This is a genomic window from Streptomyces sp. NPDC059201, assembly GCF_042754585.1.
GTDB lineage: Bacteria > Actinomycetota > Actinomycetes > Streptomycetales > Streptomycetaceae > Streptomyces.
Genome location: NZ_JBHZBB010000004.1, coordinates 1 through 17303 on the forward strand (window position 1 = coordinate 1; position 17303 = coordinate 17303).

General features: G+C 73.1%; 18 protein-coding genes. 8 read left to right on the forward strand and 10 right to left on the reverse strand.

Translation table 11 applies throughout. The features are described 5' to 3' along the window. Nucleotides 1-287: 287 nt before the first annotated feature. Entirely contained in the window at nucleotides 288-1442 is a 1155-nt protein-coding gene (locus tag ACFXMG_RS14315) for a cystathionine gamma-synthase (protein WP_383829495.1), read from the reverse strand. Between the two features lie 72 nt (nucleotides 1443-1514). Between ACFXMG_RS14315 and ACFXMG_RS14320 the strand changes: the two genes are divergently transcribed. Beyond that, nucleotides 1515-2621, forward strand: a complete 1107-nt coding sequence (locus ACFXMG_RS14320; protein ID WP_383829492.1) for a hypothetical protein — start codon at nucleotides 1515-1517, stop codon at nucleotides 2619-2621. A 100-nt stretch (nucleotides 2622-2721) separates the two neighbouring features. Continuing rightward, complete coding sequence (gene msrA, locus ACFXMG_RS14325; protein ID WP_383829489.1) at nucleotides 2722-3381, forward strand: peptide-methionine (S)-S-oxide reductase MsrA; 660 nt, start codon at nucleotides 2722-2724, stop codon at nucleotides 3379-3381. A 15-nt stretch (nucleotides 3382-3396) separates the two neighbouring features. Here msrA and ACFXMG_RS14330 read toward each other — a convergent pair whose 3' ends face one another. The 3 genes from ACFXMG_RS14330 to ACFXMG_RS14340 all read right to left on the reverse strand — a co-directional run bounded on the left by ACFXMG_RS14330 (nucleotide 3397) and on the right by ACFXMG_RS14340 (nucleotide 5764). Then, complete coding sequence (locus tag ACFXMG_RS14330; RefSeq protein WP_383829486.1) at nucleotides 3397-3747, reverse strand: DUF1330 domain-containing protein; 351 nt, start codon at nucleotides 3745-3747, stop codon at nucleotides 3397-3399. 151 nt (nucleotides 3748-3898) lie between these two features. Then, nucleotides 3899-5170, reverse strand: a complete 1272-nt coding sequence (locus tag ACFXMG_RS14335) for an Ig-like domain-containing protein (protein WP_383829484.1) — start codon at nucleotides 5168-5170, stop codon at nucleotides 3899-3901. 201 nt (nucleotides 5171-5371) lie between these two features. Next, the gene (locus ACFXMG_RS14340) at nucleotides 5372-5764 is read right to left on the reverse strand and encodes a hypothetical protein (RefSeq protein ID WP_383829481.1); all 393 of its coding nucleotides are present in this window, start codon (nucleotides 5762-5764) and stop codon (nucleotides 5372-5374) included. Nucleotides 5765-5880: 116 nt separating this feature from the next. On the opposite strand from ACFXMG_RS14340, the gene ACFXMG_RS14345 reads away from it, so the two are divergent. Continuing rightward, entirely contained in the window at nucleotides 5881-6153 is a 273-nt protein-coding gene (locus ACFXMG_RS14345; RefSeq protein WP_383829478.1) for a hypothetical protein, read from the forward strand. A 242-nt stretch (nucleotides 6154-6395) separates the two neighbouring features. On the opposite strand, the gene hutH is transcribed toward ACFXMG_RS14345, so the two are convergent. The 5 genes from hutH to ACFXMG_RS14370 all read right to left on the reverse strand — a co-directional run bounded on the left by hutH (nucleotide 6396) and on the right by ACFXMG_RS14370 (nucleotide 12319). Next, nucleotides 6396-7937 (reverse strand): histidine ammonia-lyase, encoded by a 1542-nt coding sequence (gene hutH, locus ACFXMG_RS14350; protein WP_383829498.1) that lies wholly within the window; start codon nucleotides 7935-7937, stop codon nucleotides 6396-6398. A gap of 125 nt (nucleotides 7938-8062) precedes the next feature. After that, nucleotides 8063-9208, reverse strand: coding sequence for a diguanylate cyclase domain-containing protein (locus ACFXMG_RS14355; protein ID WP_383829475.1), 1146 nt, complete (start codon nucleotides 9206-9208; stop codon nucleotides 8063-8065). A gap of 126 nt (nucleotides 9209-9334) precedes the next feature. Then, entirely contained in the window at nucleotides 9335-10123 is a 789-nt protein-coding gene (locus tag ACFXMG_RS14360; RefSeq protein ID WP_383829472.1) for an enoyl-CoA hydratase/isomerase family protein, read from the reverse strand. Between the two features lie 52 nt (nucleotides 10124-10175). Then, nucleotides 10176-11348, reverse strand: a complete 1173-nt coding sequence (locus tag ACFXMG_RS14365; RefSeq protein ID WP_383829469.1) for an adenylate/guanylate cyclase domain-containing protein — start codon at nucleotides 11346-11348, stop codon at nucleotides 10176-10178. 119 nt (nucleotides 11349-11467) lie between these two features. Continuing rightward, nucleotides 11468-12319 carry a biotin--[acetyl-CoA-carboxylase] ligase gene (locus ACFXMG_RS14370; RefSeq protein WP_383829466.1) on the reverse strand — a complete coding sequence of 284 codons (852 nt, stop codon included), beginning with the start codon at nucleotides 12317-12319 and terminating at the stop codon, nucleotides 11468-11470. A gap of 134 nt (nucleotides 12320-12453) precedes the next feature. On the opposite strand from ACFXMG_RS14370, the gene ACFXMG_RS14375 reads away from it, so the two are divergent. Then, entirely contained in the window at nucleotides 12454-14067 is a 1614-nt protein-coding gene (locus ACFXMG_RS14375; RefSeq protein WP_383829463.1) for an acyl-CoA carboxylase subunit beta, read from the forward strand. A gap of 20 nt (nucleotides 14068-14087) precedes the next feature. After that, entirely contained in the window at nucleotides 14088-14300 is a 213-nt protein-coding gene (locus tag ACFXMG_RS14380; RefSeq protein ID WP_383829460.1) for an acyl-CoA carboxylase subunit epsilon, read from the forward strand. Nucleotides 14301-14363: 63 nt separating this feature from the next. Here ACFXMG_RS14380 and ACFXMG_RS14385 read toward each other — a convergent pair whose 3' ends face one another. Further along, a complete protein-coding gene (locus ACFXMG_RS14385) occupies nucleotides 14364-15761 on the reverse strand; it encodes an MFS transporter (protein ID WP_383829457.1) in 1398 nt (465 codons plus the stop codon). A gap of 36 nt (nucleotides 15762-15797) precedes the next feature. On the opposite strand from ACFXMG_RS14385, the gene ACFXMG_RS14390 reads away from it, so the two are divergent. From ACFXMG_RS14390 to ACFXMG_RS14400, 3 genes are read left to right on the forward strand one after another with little or no spacing between them, the layout of a single operon-like run. Further along, nucleotides 15798-16481 (forward strand): TetR/AcrR family transcriptional regulator, encoded by a 684-nt coding sequence (locus ACFXMG_RS14390; RefSeq protein WP_383829454.1) that lies wholly within the window; start codon nucleotides 15798-15800, stop codon nucleotides 16479-16481. 49 nt (nucleotides 16482-16530) lie between these two features. Beyond that, nucleotides 16531-16659, forward strand: coding sequence for a morphogenic membrane protein MmpB (gene mmpB / locus ACFXMG_RS14395; RefSeq protein WP_383829451.1), 129 nt, complete (start codon nucleotides 16531-16533; stop codon nucleotides 16657-16659). A gap of 13 nt (nucleotides 16660-16672) precedes the next feature. Then, entirely contained in the window at nucleotides 16673-17296 is a 624-nt protein-coding gene (locus ACFXMG_RS14400; RefSeq protein WP_383829448.1) for a Maf family protein, read from the forward strand. The last annotated feature ends 7 nt before the right edge of the window (nucleotides 17297-17303 follow it).

The window sequence follows — 17303 nt, forward strand, 5'->3', positions numbered from 1 at the left end:
GCGCAGCCCCGCGGGCGCAGGCCCCGCGGGCGCAGGCCCCGCGGGCGCAGCCCCGCGGGCGCAGCCCCGCGGGCGCAGGCCCCGCGGGCGCAGGCCCCGCGGGCGCAGGCCCCGCGGGCGGAGAACCGGCGGGCGGAGAACCGGCGGGCGGAGACCCGGACCGGCGCAGCCCCGGACCGGCGCAGGCCCGGACCGGCGCAGGCCCGGATGAACGGGCACTCGGCGGGGCGGACGCCCGGGTACGAGTAGGTACCCGGGGGTCCGTGTGTGTGTGTGGGGGGGGTGGGTCAGGTCAGGGATTCTCGGAGGTCGGCGATGAGGTCGTCCACGTTCTCGATGCCTACCGAGAGGCGGACCAGGTCGGCGGGGACCTCCAGGGCCGAGCCGGCGACGCTCGCGTGCGTCATGCGGCCCGGGTGCTCGATCAGGGACTCGACGCCGCCGAGGGACTCGCCCAGGGTGAAGAGCTTCGCGCGGTTGCAGACGCCCACCGCCGCCTCCTCGCCGCCCTCGACGCGGAAGGAGATCATGCCGCCGAAGGACCGCATCTGCTTCGCCGCGATCTCGTGGCCCGGGTGCTCGGCCAGACCCGGGTAGAGCACCTGCGTGACCTTCGGGTGCCGGGTCAGGAAGTCGGCGACCCGCGTCGCGTTCTCGCTGTGCCGGTCCATGCGGACGGCGAGCGTCTTGATGCCGCGCAGCACGATCCACGAGTCGAACGGACCGGCCACCGCGCCCATCGCGTTCTGGTGGTACGCCAGCTCCTCGCCCAGCTCCGCGTCGGCCGCGATCAGGGCGCCGCCGACGACGTCCGAGTGGCCGCCCATGTACTTGGTGAGCGAGTGCACGACGACGTCCGCGCCGAGCGCCAGCGGCTGCTGGAGGTACGGCGAGGCGAAGGTGTTGTCGACGACCAGCTTCACCCCGGCCTGGCGGGCCACACCCGCGACGGCCTCGATGTCGGTGATGCCGAGCAGCGGGTTCGACGGCGTCTCGACCCAGATCAGCTTCGTACGGTCGTTGACCGCCGCCCGGACGGAGGCGATGTCCGAGGTGTTCGCCACCGAGAAGTCGACGCCCCAGCGCTGCACCACCTTGGCGAAGAGCCGGAAGGTGCCGCCGTACGCGTCGTTCGGGATGACCACGTGGTCGCCCGGCGCGAGGAGCGTGCGCAGCAGGCAGTCCTCGGCGGCCAGTCCGGAGGCGAAGGCGAGACCGCGCCGGCCGCCCTCCAGGGCCGCCAGGTTCTCCTCCAGGGCCGTACGGGTCGGATTGGCGCTGCGGCTGTACTCGTAGCCGCCGCGGAGCCCGCCCACACCGTCCTGCTTGTAGGTGGACACCTGGTAGATGGGCGGGACGACCGCGCCGGTCAGCGGGTCGGCGGTGTTGCCCGCGTGGATGGCGCGGGTCTCGAAGTTCTGGTGGCTGTGCTGGTCGCTCATGGTCAGGAGCGTAGTGCCGGGGCCCGCCCACCGCCGCGATTCGTCCACGACGGTGTCCTGGACAATGGACACATGGAGATTCTCTGGTTCCTGATCGCCCTGGGCCTGCTCTTCGGCGTCCTCGGCCCCTATCTGCTGCGCCGCCGGAGCGGCGGCATCCGGCAGGTCGCGCCCGGCACGCCGGACGCCGCCGACCCGGACGCGTACGGATTCGTCCGTCAGGAGGAGCTGGACGTGCGGCTCCCCGGACCGGACCACGATCTCCTCGACGTCCTCGACGTCGTCCAGGCCACCCAGGACTGGCGGGCCGCCGCGCAGCTGCTGGCCGGGACGGACAAGGAGGGCGAGGTCCGCTGGCAGCGCGTCCAGGCGTTCGCGGGCGCCGCCTCCCTGGAGCTCGCGGAGAAGCCGGGCGTCGGCGGCGCCTGGCTGCGCGCCTGGCGTTCGGACGCGCCGAAGGACGCGGGCGCCGCGGCCGTGCACGCGGAGTTCCTGGTGCAGCAGGCGTGGCGCTCCTCGGCGGCCGGCAGCGACGACTTCCGGATCATCCTGGAGGAGGCCCGGAAGGTCGCCGACGAGGCGGCGCTGCTCGCGCCCGGCGACCCCGTCCCGTACCTCACGCAGCTCGCGGTGGCGCGCGGACTCGGCTACACCCACGAGCAGTTCGACCAGGTGTGGGCCAAGGTCATCGACCGGGCGCCGCAGCACATGGGCGCGCACCTGGCGGCGCTGCACTACTGGTGCGAGAAGTGGCACGGCTCGCGCGAGGAGGCCGACCACTTCGCGACGACCGCCGCCGCGCGGGCGCCGCACGGCTCGCTCCTCGCCGCGCTGCCGCTCTTCGCGGTCTTCGAGCACGTGCCGGACGTGGTGCTCGTGCAGGACTTCTACCGCACGGCGGTGGTGAGCAGGGCGATGGAGGGCGCGCTGTACGCGGTGCACTCGGCCCGCCCCGACGACCCGATGCTCGCGCACGTACGGCACCTGCTCGTGTCCTTCCTGGTGCGCGGCGAGCGCTGGGCCGAGGCGATGCAGCAGCTGGTGCACGTGGACGGGCACGTGGGCGCGGTGCCGTGGACGCTGAGCGGCGACCCGGCGGCCGAGTACACCCTGCACCGGAACCTGGCGGTGGCCGGGTACGAGGCGAACGGCGGGAGCCCGGTGACGCTGCGCCGCTGACGTACGGAGTCCGGGCGCGACCGGGGCCAGGGCCGCGCGGGGAATCGCGGGAGGTCACCGGGTGTTGTCACGACTGCCGACCGTCGAGGAGAGATGCCGCATGTTCCTGTCCCGCACCCCCGTCCTGCCCGCCCCGGAGCAGGCCCTGCGCGGCCGCCCGGAGCCGGAGTTCTCCCTGTCCGGGCGCCACACGGTGCTCGGCAACCCGCTGTCCGGCCCCTACCCGGAGGGCCTGGAGGTCGCCGACTTCGGGCTCGGCTGCTTCTGGGGCGCGGAGCGGAAGTTCTGGCAGACCGACGGCGTCTGGACGACGCTCGTCGGCTACCAGGGCGGCTACACGCCGAACCCGACGTACGAGGAGGTCTGCTCCGGCCTCACCGGGCACACCGAGGTCGTCCGCGTCGTCTTCGACCCGGCGAAGGTCTCGTACGAGACCCTCCTGAAGGTCTTCTGGGAGTCCCACGACCCGACGCAGGGCTTCCGCCAGGGCAATGACGTGGGCACCCAGTACCGCTCCGCCGCCTACACCCACTCCCCCGCCCAGGCCGAGGCGGCGGAGGCCTCCCGGGACGCGTACCAGAAGGTCCTGAGGTCCTCGGGCTACGGCGAGATCACCACCGCCGTCCTCCCGGCCGCCGACCGCCCCTTCTACCCGGCGGAGAGCTACCACCAGCAGTACCTGGACAAGAACCCGGCCGGCTACTGCGGCATCGGCGGCACGGGCGTCTCCTGCCCGATCGGCGTGGCCCCGGCGGAGTAGGCGGGTCGGGGCGGGTCAGGCGGACTGGGCGGCGCGTACGGCCGCGGCCGTCGCCGCGGGGTCGTACCCCTCCGGGGTGCCGTCGATCAGCAGCACGTCGCCCGCCATGTGGCGGGTGCGCAGGGGCAGCAGGGCCTGGTACGGCTCGGAGTCGTACCAGGCCCTCGCCTCCTCGTACGACGGGAAGGCGATGATCACGACGGCGCCCGGCCACGCTCCTTCGAGGACCTCGCGGCGGGGCGCGCCGTGCACGAGGAAGCGCCCGCCGAAGGGGTCCAGGGTGGCCTGGATCCGCTCCATGTAGGCGAGCACCTCGGGGTCGAGGACGGGCTTCGGGCTGAGGCTGGCCATCGCGTATGCGGTCATGGGACCAGCGTGCCGGGGGCGGGCGGCACCGTCGATTACCCCGGAGGTCATCCTGAGGTCATGGATCTCCTGAGGTCATGCGGAAGGGCCCCCCCGGAGCGGAGGGGGCCCTTCCCGGTTCTCAGGTCTCAGGCGCAGGCGCGGGCGGGGCTCACGCCTCCGAGCCGGCCTTCCAGGTCGCCCAGTCCATGTTCCAGCCGTTGAGGCCGTTGTCCGGGGCGATCGTCTTGTCCTTGGAGTTCTTGACGATGACGACGTCACCGGTGATCGACTGGTCGTAGAACCAGGCGGCCATCTGCTTGGAGTCGCCGGCGCCCTTGACGTCGGCGAGGCCGATGCAGCCGTGGCTGGTGTTCACGGAACCGAAGATGGAGCGCGCGCCCCAGTAGTTGCCGTGGATGAAGGTGCCGGAGGTGGACAGGCGCATGGCGTGCGGCACGTCCTTGATGTCGTACTCGCCCTTGCCGTCGGAGTCGGTGAAGCCGACGGTCGCGCCGTTCATCCGGGTCTCCTTGAACTTCTCGGAGATCACCATCTCGCCGTTGTAGGTGGTGTTGTCCGGGGAGCCGGCGGAGATCGGGATCGTACGGATCACCTTGCCGTCGCGCTTGACGGTCATCGTCTTCGTCGCGACGTCGACGGTGGAGACCTGGCTGCGGCCGATCTTGAAGGTGACGGTCTTCTGCTGGACGCCGAAGACGCCGTCCGCGCCCTCGACGCCGTCGAGGTCGAGCTTCAGGGTGACCGTCGAGCCGGCCTTCCAGTAGTCGTCCGGCCGGAAGTCGAGGCGCGTCGAGTTGAACCAGTGGCCGACGATCTCCTGGCCGGAGGTGGAGGAGACGGTGATGCCGCCCTGGACGGCCTTCTTGTCGGTGATCGCCTTGTTGAAGTTGATCGAGACCGGCATGCCCACGCCGACGGTCGAGCCGTCCTCGGGGGTGAAGTTGCCGATGAAGCTGTTCTCCTTCGACACGGTGGTGAAGGAGGAGTTCTCGTGCGCCTCCAGGCCCGTCGCGTCGACGGCGGTCGCGGCGATCTTGTAGACCGTGGCGCGCTCCAGCTGGCCGCTCGGCTTCCAGGAGAGGCCGTCGGCCGCTATCTCGCCCTTGACCTCGGTGCCCTCGCCGGAGGTCATGGTGACCTCGGTGAGCTTGCCCTCGGTGACGGCGACCTTGGCGTCGTTGTTGATGGAGGCGTTCTGCGAGCCGTTCTCCGGCGAGATGGTGATCTGCGCCTTGGAGGTCTTCTGCTCGGCCGCCTCGTCGACCTGGGCCTGTGACGGGGCGGTCGGCGAACCGGACGCGGCCGAGCCGGCCGGGTCGTCGTCGTTGCAGGCCGAGAGCACGAGTACGCCGCTGAGGACCGCCGCCGCGGCTGCCAGGCTCCTGCGGTGCTTGCCGACCGTCATCACACGCTTCTCCATCGTCGCCGATTCCCTGTCAATCCATCAGAACACCCATGACACCCCCTCCGGTTCCGGATGCGGGGGGATTGTGGGGAAGACCACTGAACACCACTGTTCGACACGCGTGTACGGGCCGTCCGGTTCCCGGCCGTCCGCACCCGGGCGCGAAACGGCCCCGGGACGCCGTCCCGGGGCCTGTGAACAGGGAGGTCGTCGCCGCTACGGCCGGGCGTCTTCCTCGTCGTCATCCCCGTCCCCATCTTCCTCGTCGAGCTCCCACTCCATCGCATCGGGGTCGTACTCGATCTCCTCGCTGCTCCAGGCGGCCTGGACGAGCTCGACGCCGGGCAGGTCGCGGACCAGGTCGAAGGGCTCGACGAGGTAGGCGAGGGCCTCGGAGGAGTCCTCGCGGACGGCGGTGCGGGCGTGCTCGCGCTCGTCGGCCGGCATGAACTCGTCGGAGTCGATCCGCCCCTCGGCGGCGGCGGTCAGCTCGGCCGGGCCGTCGATCTCCAGGACGATGTCGACCCGCAGGCGGACGTGGCGGGTGGCGGTCTCGGTGCCGGTCTCGGTGCCGACGGAGGCGGGGGCGGGGGTTTCGGAGGTGCTCATGGCTGGGAGCGTAGGGTCTGCCCGGCCCCGCCTTTCCCGCGACCCGCTGAATGTGGCTAGCATCTGGCCACCGCGGGCTTCCCGCGGGGCTTTCCGTGAGGGAGAACGAGATCCGCGTGTCCGCCGCCCGACGCCCGCTGCTGACCGCCACCGCGGCGGGGACCCTGCTGTGCGCCCTGTGGTTCGTCCCGTCGGCGAACGCCTCCGACGGCACGACCGGGGCGGGGGTACGGAACGGGAGCACGCAGCCCGCCTCCCCCGGCGCCGACCGCCTCGCCGAGACCGGAGGCCCGGACACGACGGCGTACCTGCTGGGCGGGACGGGTTTCCTCGGCGTGGGCGCGGGGTTCGTGGCACTGGCGATGCGACGACACGGGCGCGCGTCCTGACGTAGGGGCTGCCGTCCTGACGTACGGGCGGGCGCCCTGACGTATCGGCGCGCGTCCCGACGTACGGGCGGGCGCCCTGACGTACGGGCGCGCGTCCTGACGTATCGGCGGGCGTCCCGACGTACCGGCGCGCGTCCCGACGTACCGGCGCGCTTCCTGACGTACGAAGGGGCCGCCCTCCCCCGTGGAGGCGGCCCCTTCGTACGTCCGTACCGTCCGTACCGTCCCGTGCTTCCGGTGCGTCAGGCCAGCGGGCCCGTGACCGGCTCCACGGCGGCGACGAGGCGGCCCTCGCGGACGAAGGCGTCGGCGGCGGCCAGGTCGGGCGCGAGGAAGCGGTCCGGGCCGGGGCCGGCGACACCGGCGGCGCGCAGGGCGTCGATGGCCGCCCGCGAGGCGGGGGCCGGGGTGAGACCCTCGCGCAGCTCGATGCCGCGGGTGGCGGCGTACAGCTCGACGGCGAGGATCCGGGCGAGGTTGCCGACGGCGGTGCGCAGCTTGCGGGCGGCGGACCAGCCCATGGAGACGTGGTCCTCCTGCATCGCCGAGGACGGGATGGAGTCGGCGGAGGCCGGGACGGCGAGCCGCTTCATCTCGCTGACCAGGGCGGCCTGGGTGTACTGGGCGATCATGAGGCCCGAGTCGACGCCGGCGTCGTCGGCGAGGAAGGGCGGCAGGCCGTGGCTGCGGTTCTTGTCGAGCAGCCGGTCGGTGCGGCGCTCGGCGATGGAGCCGAGGTCGGCGGCGGCGATGGCGAGGAAGTCGAGGACGTACGCGACGGGGGCGCCGTGGAAGTTGCCGTTGGAGCGGACCTCTCCGCTGGACAGCACGACCGGGTTGTCGACGGCGGCGGCGAGCTCGCGCTCGGCGACGAGCAGGGCGTGGGCCATGGTGTCGCGGCCGGCGCCGGCGACCTGCGGGGCGCAGCGGATCGAGTAGGCGTCCTGGACGCGGGGGGCCTCGCCGGCCTGGAAGTGGCCGGTGAGGCCGGAGCCCTTGAGGACGGCCAGCATGTTGGCGGCGGAGGCGGCCTGGCCGGGGTGGGGGCGGATGGCGTGCAGCTCGGGTTCGAGGACCTTCTCGGTGCCGAGGAGGGCTTCGAGGGAGAGCGCGGCGGTGACGTCGGCCGACTTGTAGAGGGTGTCGAGGTCGGCGAGGGCCATGATCAGCATGCCGAGCATGCCGTCGGTGCCGTTGAGGAGGGCGAGGCCCTCCTTCTCCCGGAGGACGACGGGCGCGATGCCGGCGGCGGCGAGCAGCTCGCCGGCGGGCTTCACGGTGCCGTCGGGGCCCTCGGCGTCGCCCTCGCCCATGAGCGCGAGCGCGCAGTGGGAGAGCGGGGCGAGGTCGCCGGAGCAGCCGAGGGAGCCGTACTCGTGGACGACCGGGGTGATGCCGGCGTTGAGGACGTCGGCCATGGTCTGCGCGACCTCGGGGCGGACGCCGGTGTGGCCGGAGGCGACGGTCTTGAGCCGCAGGAACATCAGGGCGCGGACGACCTCGCGCTCGACGTGCGGGCCCATGCCGGCGGCGTGCGAGCGGACGATGTTCCGCTGGAGCTGCGCGCGCAGCTCGTGGTCGATGTGCCGGGTGGCGAGGGCGCCGAACCCGGTGGAGACGCCGTAGACGGGCTCGGGCTTGGCGGCGAGCGCGTCGACGACGGCGCGGGAGGCGGCGAGCGCCTCGACGGCCCCCTCCGACAGCTCGACACGGGCGCCGTGACGGGCGACGGCGATGACGTCCTGCGGGGTCGTGCCGGACGTGCCGAGAACGACTGTCTGCATATCCATATTCAGCACCCTACGGATTGAAGACCGACCTGTCACTAGGCAACATGTCACCACCCCGACCGCACTGGGCCCCTTACTCCGTCCGGCGCCCGGCGGCGGCGTGACCGTGGGCCCGGCCGTCACGGTTCAGGGGGCGGCTCCGGCGGCGGGTTCGTCGGGGAGGCGTCGCGGAAGCGGCGGCGGTCCCGGGTGCCGGGCGGGGCGTCGGCGAGGCGGATGACGGTGCCGTCGCGGCCGGCCACGACCGGTTTCGCGGAGCGGGCGGCCTTGGCCTGGTACTGGGCCGCGTCGGCGAGGCGGAAGAGGCGGCGGGCGGACTTGAGGGGGCCGATGGGGTCGCCGGTGGAGGCGACCCCGCAGGCCACGCCCTCGCCGAGTTCGAGTTCGGCGGCGCGGACGCACAGCTCCTCCGCCACGGCGACGACCTCGTCCGCCGTCGGGCCGACCGCCAGGAGGCAGAACTCGTCGCCGCCGAGGCGGGCGGCGAGGGCGCCGGGGAGGCGGGCGCCGCAGCGGGAGAGGACGGAGCCGAAGCGTTCGAGGAGGCGGTCGCCGACGGCGTGCCCGTGGGTGTCGTTGACGCGCTTGAGGCCGTTGAGGTCGCAGACGAGGAGGCTGACGACCGAGCCGTCGGCCCGGTAGCGCTCGATGGCCTCGTCGAGGCGGGAGTCGACCGCGCGGCGGTTGGCGAGGCCGGTGAGGGGGTCGGTGAAGGCGAGCTTGCGGACCTCCTCCAGGCGCTCCGCCTGGGCGATGCCCGCCGCGACGACCGCGGCGAGGACGTTCGCGAAGTCGGCGTCCCCTCTGGTGAAAGGTTTCGCCCCCGCGGGCCGGGCCACGTACAGCTCGCCCCAGGCCCGGCCGTGCAGCACGATCGGGGCGACCACGCAGCAGCAGCGGCCGCGCCGCCGCAGGCCCTCGACGCGCCCGGTCAGATGCGGCGCGTCGGCCGTCTCGATCCAGGCGTGCGGCCCGGCGCCCACCGCCCACCGCTCGTGCAGGAACTCGGTGATCTCGGGGAACTGGTGCACCGGATACGTCTCCGCGTCCGGGAACTCCTCCTCGCCCACGGCCCGGTCCCCGGCGTTCACCAGCACCCGCAGCCGCCCGTGGTCCCGCTCCCAGACCGACAGGGCGCCGAAGCACCCGTCCAGTCCGGCACACGCCCCGAGCGCCGCGGCCCGCCAGAACTCGCGCGGGGTGTGCGCCGCCGCCATCCCCTGTGCCAGCGCCACCACGGCCCGCAGCCGCACGTCCTCTCCCATTCCTCCAGCTTAGGGAGGTTTGATCCGTTTTCCCTTCCGAGACGTCACCTAACGTGACATCTGGTACAAATCCGGATCATTTAGGTCACTCACGGGGGCGCTGCGGTAGGAAAGCGGGGCGGCAGGTCACTCCCCCGGCCACTCCGGCTTCCGCTTCTCGTTGAAGGCCGCCACGCCCTCGGCGCGGTCGCCCGAGAAGGCCACCGAGCGCCAGGCCGCGTCCTCGACCTCCAGGCCGGCCCGCAGGTCCAGGCCCTGACCGAGCCGCATCGCCTTCTTCGCGGCGCGCAGCCCGACCGGCGAGTTCGCGGCGATCCGCCCGGCCAGCTCCAGGGCCGCCTCCCGGGCGTCCTCCGCGACCACGTCCACCAGGCCCAGCTCGCGCGCCTCGGCGGACTCCACCCGGCGCGCCGTGAAGACCAGCTCGGCGGCGCGCGCGGCGCCCACGCGGCGCGGCAGCAGCTGCGTACCGCCACCGCCCGGGATGACGCCGACGGAGACCTCGGGGAGGCCGACGACGGTCGACGCGTCGGCGACGATCAGGTCGCAGGCGAGCGCCAGCTCGTACCCGCCGCCGAGGGCGAAGCCGTGCACGGCCGCCACGGTCGGCATGGGCAGCTCCAGTACGCCGGTGTAGGCCGCGCGGGCGGTCGGCCGCTGGCGGACCAGCTCGGCGTCGGTGAAGGAGTTGCGCTCCTTCAGGTCGGCGCCGACGCAGAAGGCCCGGTCGTTCGAGGAGGTCAGGACGGTGACCCGGACCTCCGGGTCGGCGGCGAGCGCCGCGCACGCCTCGCCGAGGGAGCGGGCCATCGCGGAGGAGACCGCGTTCATCGCCTTCGGCCGGTCGAGGACGAACTCGGCGACGTGCCCCTCCTTGCGGACCAGCACGAACTCACCAAAACGCTGCTCGGACATCTCCTGCGCCCTCCCGGTTAACGACGGTTCACACGGTTCACCGGGAGGGATCTTAGGTCGGACGGCGGTTCAGGAGCCAGGGCTCCACGACGCCGAGGCCGCGGACCGACCGCTGCCACATCGGCTGGAGCGCGAAGCGGTACGTCTCCGGGGTCCGGCCCTCCTTCTCCGCGCGGGCGGCCTCCTCCGCCGCCTCGGCCTCGGAGACGGGCACCTCGCCGGTGCGGGTGAGCTCCTCGGCGAAGGCGCTGTCGACCAGGACGGCGTCCTTGGGGGCTATCGAGGTGAGCCGGCTGGCGAGGTTCACGGTGGTGCCGAAGACGTCGCCCATCCGGGTCGTGACGGTGCCGAAGGCGATGCCGACCCGCAGCGCCGGCATGGTCTCGTCCTGGCTGAGGGTCTCGATCAGGCGGAGCGCGATCTCGGCGGCGATGCCGGCGTCGTCCGCCGCGTACAGCACCTCGTCGCCGAGGGTCTTGATGAGCCGGCCGCCGTGCGCGGCGACGAGGTCGGCGCAGGTGGTCTCGAACGCCTCGACCAGCTCGCCGAGCTCCTCCTCCTCCAGGCGGCGGGTGAGGCGGGTGAAGCCGACGAGGTCGGCGAAGCCGACGGCGAGCCGCCGGTCGACCATCTCCTCGTCGTCGGCGGCCTGCACGAGGACCCGGCCGGTGGCGGCGGCGAGCTGCCGCCGCCACACGTAGATCAGGAACTCCTCCAGCTCCGGCAGGAGCAGTTCGACCAGGGGATACGTCACCTCGGTGCGGGTCATGCCGGGCTCGGGCGGCTCGGTCAGGCCCTCCAGGAAGGAATCGATCTGCCATTCCGCCAGTCGGGCGGTGGTCTGCCCGGTGGAGCGGGCGACCTGCACCGCCATCGGCTCGCTGAGCAGCCCCGCCTCGACGAGGCCGGCGAGCCGCCGCAGGGCGAGCACGTCGGCCTCGGTGAGCGCCTTGGCCTGTCCGATGTCGGCGAAGCCCATGGCCCGCCAGAAGCGGGAGGCCAGTTCCATGGAGACGCCCGCGGTGCGGGCGGCCTGGAAGGGGGTGTAGCGGCGGTCGGCGCCGAGGATGAGCTGTTCGAGCCGGATGGCGAGCGGGTCGTCGCTCGGCTCGGCCGTGTGGTCGACGGCGTGGTGGGGCGTGGGGTACGCCGAGGGCTCGGCGTTCTCGCCCGCCCCGGGCGGCTCGGGCCGGCCTTCGCCCGTGTTCGCGTCGTCGACGGTCACCGGCCGCCTCCTGCCCGTTCCCTGCCGCTGCCCACGTGTCCTTGCCGATCTGTTCGCCTGGATCGCGCTCCACGATACGACAGGTGTGGGCTGGCTCACGCCGGAACGGTTCGGGGGGTTCAGCCCGTCGCGCGCAGGTGGACGATGTCGCCCGCGCCGACCGCCTCGGTGCCGCCGCCCTCGGTGGCGACGACCAGGCGTCCGTCGCCGTCCAGGGAGACCGCCTCGCCCTCCAGCATCCGCTCGCCCGGCAGGTCGGCGCGGACCCTGCGGCCCAGCGTGGCGCAGCCTTCCGTGTAGGCCGCCAGGACCCCGGACGCCTCCGGGTCGCCGCCGGCCCGCACCCAGGCGCCGTACCGGTCGGCGAGGGAGCGCAGGACGGACCGGAGCAGGGTGTCGCGGTCGGTGGAGACGGCTCCGGCGAGGAGGAGCGAGCCGGCCGTGGGGACGGGCAGCTCGTCGGCGCGCAGCGAGACGTTGATGCCGAGCCCGACGACGACCCCGTCCTCGCCGGCCCGCTCGGCGAGGATCCCGCCGACCTTCCGCTCCTCGCCGTCGACGGTGACGAGGAGGTCGTTGGGCCACTTGAGGGAGAGGTCGGCGCCGGCCGCCTTCGCGAGCCCAGTGGCGGCGGCCACCCCGGTGAGCAGCGGCAGCCAGCCGAGCCGGTGCACGGGCACGTCCGGCTTGAGCAGCACGGAGAGGAAGAGCCCGGACCGCGCGGGAGCGCTCCAGGTCCGGTCGAGCCGCCCCCGCCCGGAGGTCTGCTCCTCGGCGACGAGCACGGCCCCCTCGGGCAGCTCACCGGCCCGCGCGGCCAGGTCGGAATTGGTAGACCCGGTGCTCGCCACCACGTCCAGCGAGCTCCACAGCCCATCCGGAAGAAGCAGGGCCTGCCGCAGCACACGGGCGTTGAGCGGGGGTCGTTCGAGGTCGGACCAGGGTCCGCCGGAGGCGTTGGAGGTCGTCATGCAAGCCAGACTAGGTGTGGCAAAGACCGCAGTGCCGAACCGTATCGGCGTCGATACGCTACGGGTCAGTAGGCCAGCAGTAGCCCATTCGCAGTCAACGAACCCCCCGTGACCAGGCAGGGAGCCGTATCCCGATGTCCGAGCCGGCAGAGCAGTACGAGATCGACATTCACACGACCGCGGGCAAGATCGCGGACCTCAGGCGCCGTATCGACGAGGCCACGCACGCCGGCTCGGAGCGGGCGGTGGAGAAGCAGCACGCGAAGGGGAAGCTGACCGCGCGTGAGCGGATCGCCCTGCTGCTCGACGAGGGCTCCTTCGTGGAGCTGGACGAGCTGGCGCGGCACCGGTCGACCAATTTCGGGCTGGAGAACAACCGGCCGTACGGCGACGGGGTCGTGACCGGGTACGGCACGGTGGACGGGCGTCCGGTGGCCGTGTTCTCGCAGGACTTCACGGTCTTCGGCGGGGCGCTCGGCGAGACGTACGGTCAGAAGATCATCAAGGTCATGGACTTCGCGCTGAAGACCGGCTGTCCGGTCGTCGGCATCAACGACTCGGGCGGCGCGCGCATCCAGGAGGGTGTGAGCGCGCTCGGGATGTACGGCGAGATCTTCCGCCGCAACACCCACGCCTCCGGGGTGATCCCGCAGATCTCGCTGGTCGTGGGCCCGTGCGCGGGCGGTGCGGTGTACTCCCCCGCGATCACCGACTTCACGGTGATGGTGGACCAGACCTCGCACATGTTCATCACGGGTCCGGACGTCATCAAGACGGTGACCGGCGAGGACGTGGGCTTCGAGGAGCTGGGCGGCGCGCGGACGCACAACACGACGTCGGGCGTGGCGCACCACATGGCGGGTGACGAGAAGGACGCCATCGAGTACGTGAAGCAGTTGCTCTCGTACCTGCCGTCGAACAACCTCTCCGAGCCGCCGGCGTTCCCGGAGACGGCGGAGACCGAGGTGTCGGGCGAGGACCTGGAGCTCGACACGCTGATCCCGGACTCGGCGAACCAGCCGTACGACATGCACCGGGTGATCGAGCACGTCGTGGACGACGGCGAGTTCCTGGAGACGCAGGCGCTGTTCGCGCCGAACATCCTGACCGGCTTCGGCCGGGTGGAGGGCTTCCCGGTCGGCATCGTCGCCAACCAGCCGATGCAGTTCGCGGGCTGTCTGGACATCAACGCGAGCGAGAAGGCCGCGCGGTTCGTGCGCACCTGCGACGCGTTCAACATCCCGGTCCTGACCTTCGTGGACGTGCCGGGCTTCCTGCCGGGCGTGGACCAGGAGTACGGCGGCATCATCCGGCGCGGCGCGAAGCTGATCTACGCGTACGCCGAGGCGACCGTCCCGCTGATCACGGTCATCACCCGCAAGGCGTTCGGCGGCGCGTACGACGTGATGGGCTCCAAGCACCTGGGCGCCGACCTGAACCTGGCGTGGCCGACGGCGCAGATCGCCGTCATGGGCGCGCAGGGCGCCGTCAACATCCTGCACCGGCGCACGATCGCCGAGGCGGAGGCGAACGGCGAGAACGCCGAGGAAGTGGCGGCGGTGCGGGCGCGGCTGATCCGGGAGTACGAGGACACGCTGCTCAACCCGTACATCGCGGCCGAGCGCGGCTACATCGACGGGGTGATCCTTCCGTCGGAGACCCGCGCGCAGGTCGTGAAGGGTCTGCGTCAGCTGCGGACGAAGCGGGAATCCCTTCCTCCGAAGAAGCACGGCAACATCCCGCTCTAGCCCTCGGGAGGGACAGCACGATGATCAAGGTCGTACGAGGCAACCCGACGCCCGAGGAGCTGGCCGCCGCACTGGCGGTGGTCCAGGCCCGGGCCGCGGCCACGGCGGCGGCTGCCGCCGAGGACGGCGGCCCGGCGGTACCGGAGGGCTGGTCGGATCCGTCGCGGATCGCGCGTTCGGTGCGTCCGCGGCCGGGCCCGCGGGCCTGGGCGCGGTCCTACTGGCCGGTCTAGAGGCGTACGTACGGTGAAGGCCGGACCCCGTGTGCGGGGGGGTCCGGCCTTCGTCGTACCCGCTCAGCGCTTTCGGGGACGCAGGAAGACCGCCGAGGCGAGGGCCGCCGCCGCGACGAGGGCCGCGTTGACGGCGACCGCGCGGGCGATGCCGGCCGGGAGCGTGGCGGCGGTGACGAGGACGCCGCTCATGATCGGGGTGCCGAGGGTGATGCCGACCTGCTGGGTCATGGTGGCGATGCCGGTGGCCATGCCCTGTTCGTCGTCGGGCAGGCCCGAGGTGGCGGTGACCATGAAGCCGACGATGGCGAGCATGTTGCCGACGCCGCCGGCGAAGGTGGCCGCGAGGAGCAGTCCGTACGTGCTCCGCCCGTCGCCGATGCCGAGGAGGGCGAGGGTCGCGGCGGCCTGGAGGGCTCCGCCGGCGACGAGCGCGGTCCGGGGCGAGGAGCGGCCGATGAGGCGGGGGGCGAGCAGGCCGCCGAGGACGGTGCCGGCGCCGAGGACGCCGAAGGAGAGCCCGGCGGCGAGCGGGGAGAAGCCGAGGACGTCCTGGAGGTGCAGGGTCATCAGGAAGACCAGCGAGGTCTCGGTGGCGAAGGCGGCGAGCCCGGCGAGGTTGCCCCAGACGACGGTGCGGCGCCTGAGGATCCGGAGGGGGACGAGCGGGGCGGCGGAGCGCCGCTCGACGAGGGGGAAGGCGGCGAGGAGGGCGGCGGCCGCGGCGAGGGAGAGGAGGACGCCGGGGTCGGTCCAGCCGTGCTCGCCGGCGGCGGTGAGGCCGTGGACGAGGGCGAGGAGGCCGCCGGTGACGGTGATCGCGCCGGGCACGTCGAGGCGGGGGCGGCCGGCGGGGCGGCTCTCCTTCAGGACGGCGGGGGCGACGAGCAGGACGGCGAGGGCGACGGGCACGTTGATGAGGAAGGCCCAGCGCCAGGAGAGCAGGTCGGTGAGGACGCCGCCGAGCACGGCTCCGGTGGTGAATCCGGCGGACATCAGGGCGCCGTTGAGGCCGAGCGCCCTGGCCCGCAGCGGGCCTTCGGGGAAGGCGGAGGTGAGGAGGGAGAGGCCGGCGGGGGTGACGGCCGCGGTGGCGAGGCCCTGGGCGACGCGGGCGGCCATGAGGAGTTCGGGGGTGGTGGCGAGGCCGCCGGCGAGGGAGGCGGCGCCGAGGACGCCCATGCCGGCGAGGAAGACGCGGCGGCGGCCGAGGAGGTCGGCGAGGCGCCCGAAGAGGAGGGTGAAGCCGGCGGCGGAGAGCGCGAAGGCGGTGGCGATCCACTGGAGGCCGCCGAGGGAGAAGCCGAGTCCCTCGCCGATGACGGGGAGGGCGACGTTCAGGATCGAGAAGTCGACGGCCAGCATGAACTGGGCGACGAGGAGGACGAGGAGGACGAGCCGCATCCGTCCGTCCATGCGGACGCCCGGGGCAGGGGCGGGGGGTGCATCGAGCGCGACCATGACGGGACCCCTTAATGGGAGACTGGTTCCGTTAAGATGGGCGAGACGCTAGCAGACTGCCGAGCCTTAACGGAACAGGAGACCCATTTGAGCGAGAGCAGCGGTACGCCCGACCCCTCGGCCGTGCCCGGCACCCAGCGCCCCGGAGGACGTACCGCCAAGGTGCGCCGGGCGGTCCTCGACGCCACCGAGGAGACCCTCGCGACCGGCGGCTTCCACACGCTGAACATGGATCAGGTCGCGGCCGCCGCGGGCGTCGGCAAGACGACCGTCTACCGCCGCTGGGGCTCCCCCGTCGGCCTGGTCACGGACCTCCTGCGCGACATGGCCGAGCAGTCCGTGCCCGCCGCCGACACCGGCAGCCTGGCGGGCGACCTGCGGGCCAACGCCGTCCTCGTACGGGAGACCCTCACCGACCCGCGGATGGGCGCCGTCTTCCGGGCCGTCCTCGCGGCCGCCGCCTGCGACGAGGAGTGCGCGCGGGCGCTGAGCGGCTTCTACCGCACCCGGCTCGCCGAGTGGGCCCCGGTCGCGGACCGGGCGGCGGCCCGCGGCGAACTACCCGCCGGCACCGACCCCCTGGAGCTCCTGCGGGCGGTCTCCGCGCCGCTCTACTACCGCTTCGCCGTCACCCACGAGGAACTGACCGCCGCCGACGCCGAGCGCGCCGTCACCGCCGCCCTGGCCGCCGCCGCGGCGGGCGCGTACCGGGAGGGTTGAGTATCCGTACTCAGGCGCCACGGGCGTCGCGCACCGCACCATCGGGAGCATGCTGTGGTCCGACCCGGAGAACAAGCCTCCGAAGTTCCTGCGCGAGGCGCAGACGATGATGCGCAGGACGGGCGTCCTGCTGGCGCTGGCCATGGTCGTCCTGATGCTCGTGGCGGGCGCGCGCTGAGTACGCTGCCCCCATGACTGCTGATCGCCCGGGGGGCACGCCCCGCCGTCTCGTCCTCGCCTCCGCCTCCCCCGCCCGGCTGGGTCTGCTCCGGCAGGCCGGTCTCGCGCCCGAGGTGATCGTCAGCGGCGTGGACGAGGACAAGGTCCACGCCCCGACCCCGGCCGAGCTGGCCCTGACGCTCGCGGAGGCCAAGGCGGCGCACGTGGCGGCCCGGCCGGAGGCGAGCGGCGCCCTGGTGATCGGCTGCGACTCGGTCCTGGAGCTGGACGGCGAGGCGCTGGGCAAGCCCGCCGACGCCGCCGAGGCGACCCTCCGCTGGCAGCGGATGCGGGGCCGCGTCGGCATCCTCCAGACCGGTCACTGCGTGTACGACACGACGGCCAAGCGGTACGAGTCGGCGACGGCCTCGACGGTGGTGCGGTTCGGCGAGCCGACGGACGCGGAGATCGCGGCGTACGTGGCGAGCGGCGAGCCGCTGCACGTGGCGGGCGCCTTCACGCTGGACGGGCGGTCCGCGCCGTTCATCGAGGGCATCGACGGCGACCCCGGCAATGTGATCGGCCTGTCGCTGCCGCTGCTGCGCCGGCTGCTCGCGAAGCTGGACGTGGGCATCACCGACCTCTGGCGGGCCTGAGCCGGCG

Bases quoted from the DNA above. Each gene is read 5' to 3' on its own strand.
- ACFXMG_RS14385 (WP_383829457.1), bottom strand. From the start codon at position 15,761: ATGGTCGCGCTCGATGCACCCCCCGCCCCTGCCCCGGGCGTCCGCATG.
- ACFXMG_RS14315 (WP_383829495.1), bottom strand. From the start codon at position 1,442: ATGAGCGACCAGCACAGCCACCAGAACTTCGAGACCCGCGCCATCCAC.
- mmpB (WP_383829451.1), top strand. From the start codon at position 16,531: ATGCTGTGGTCCGACCCGGAGAACAAGCCTCCGAAGTTCCTGCGCGAG.
- ACFXMG_RS14340 (WP_383829481.1), bottom strand. From the start codon at position 5,764: ATGAGCACCTCCGAAACCCCCGCCCCCGCCTCCGTCGGCACCGAGACC.
- ACFXMG_RS14335 (WP_383829484.1), bottom strand. From the start codon at position 5,170: ATGGAGAAGCGTGTGATGACGGTCGGCAAGCACCGCAGGAGCCTGGCA.
- hutH (WP_383829498.1), bottom strand. From the start codon at position 7,937: ATGCAGACAGTCGTTCTCGGCACGTCCGGCACGACCCCGCAGGACGTC.
- ACFXMG_RS14370 (WP_383829466.1), bottom strand. From the start codon at position 12,319: ATGACGACCTCCAACGCCTCCGGCGGACCCTGGTCCGACCTCGAACGA.
- ACFXMG_RS14360 (WP_383829472.1), bottom strand. From the start codon at position 10,123: ATGTCCGAGCAGCGTTTTGGTGAGTTCGTGCTGGTCCGCAAGGAGGGG.
- ACFXMG_RS14330 (WP_383829486.1), bottom strand. From the start codon at position 3,747: ATGACCGCATACGCGATGGCCAGCCTCAGCCCGAAGCCCGTCCTCGAC.
- msrA (WP_383829489.1), top strand. From the start codon at position 2,722: ATGTTCCTGTCCCGCACCCCCGTCCTGCCCGCCCCGGAGCAGGCCCTG.
- ACFXMG_RS14320 (WP_383829492.1), top strand. From the start codon at position 1,515: ATGGAGATTCTCTGGTTCCTGATCGCCCTGGGCCTGCTCTTCGGCGTC.
- ACFXMG_RS14400 (WP_383829448.1), top strand. From the start codon at position 16,673: ATGACTGCTGATCGCCCGGGGGGCACGCCCCGCCGTCTCGTCCTCGCC.
- ACFXMG_RS14390 (WP_383829454.1), top strand. From the start codon at position 15,798: ATGGGCGAGACGCTAGCAGACTGCCGAGCCTTAACGGAACAGGAGACC.
- ACFXMG_RS14380 (WP_383829460.1), top strand. From the start codon at position 14,088: ATGATCAAGGTCGTACGAGGCAACCCGACGCCCGAGGAGCTGGCCGCC.
- ACFXMG_RS14355 (WP_383829475.1), bottom strand. From the start codon at position 9,208: ATGGGAGAGGACGTGCGGCTGCGGGCCGTGGTGGCGCTGGCACAGGGG.
- ACFXMG_RS14375 (WP_383829463.1), top strand. From the start codon at position 12,454: ATGTCCGAGCCGGCAGAGCAGTACGAGATCGACATTCACACGACCGCG.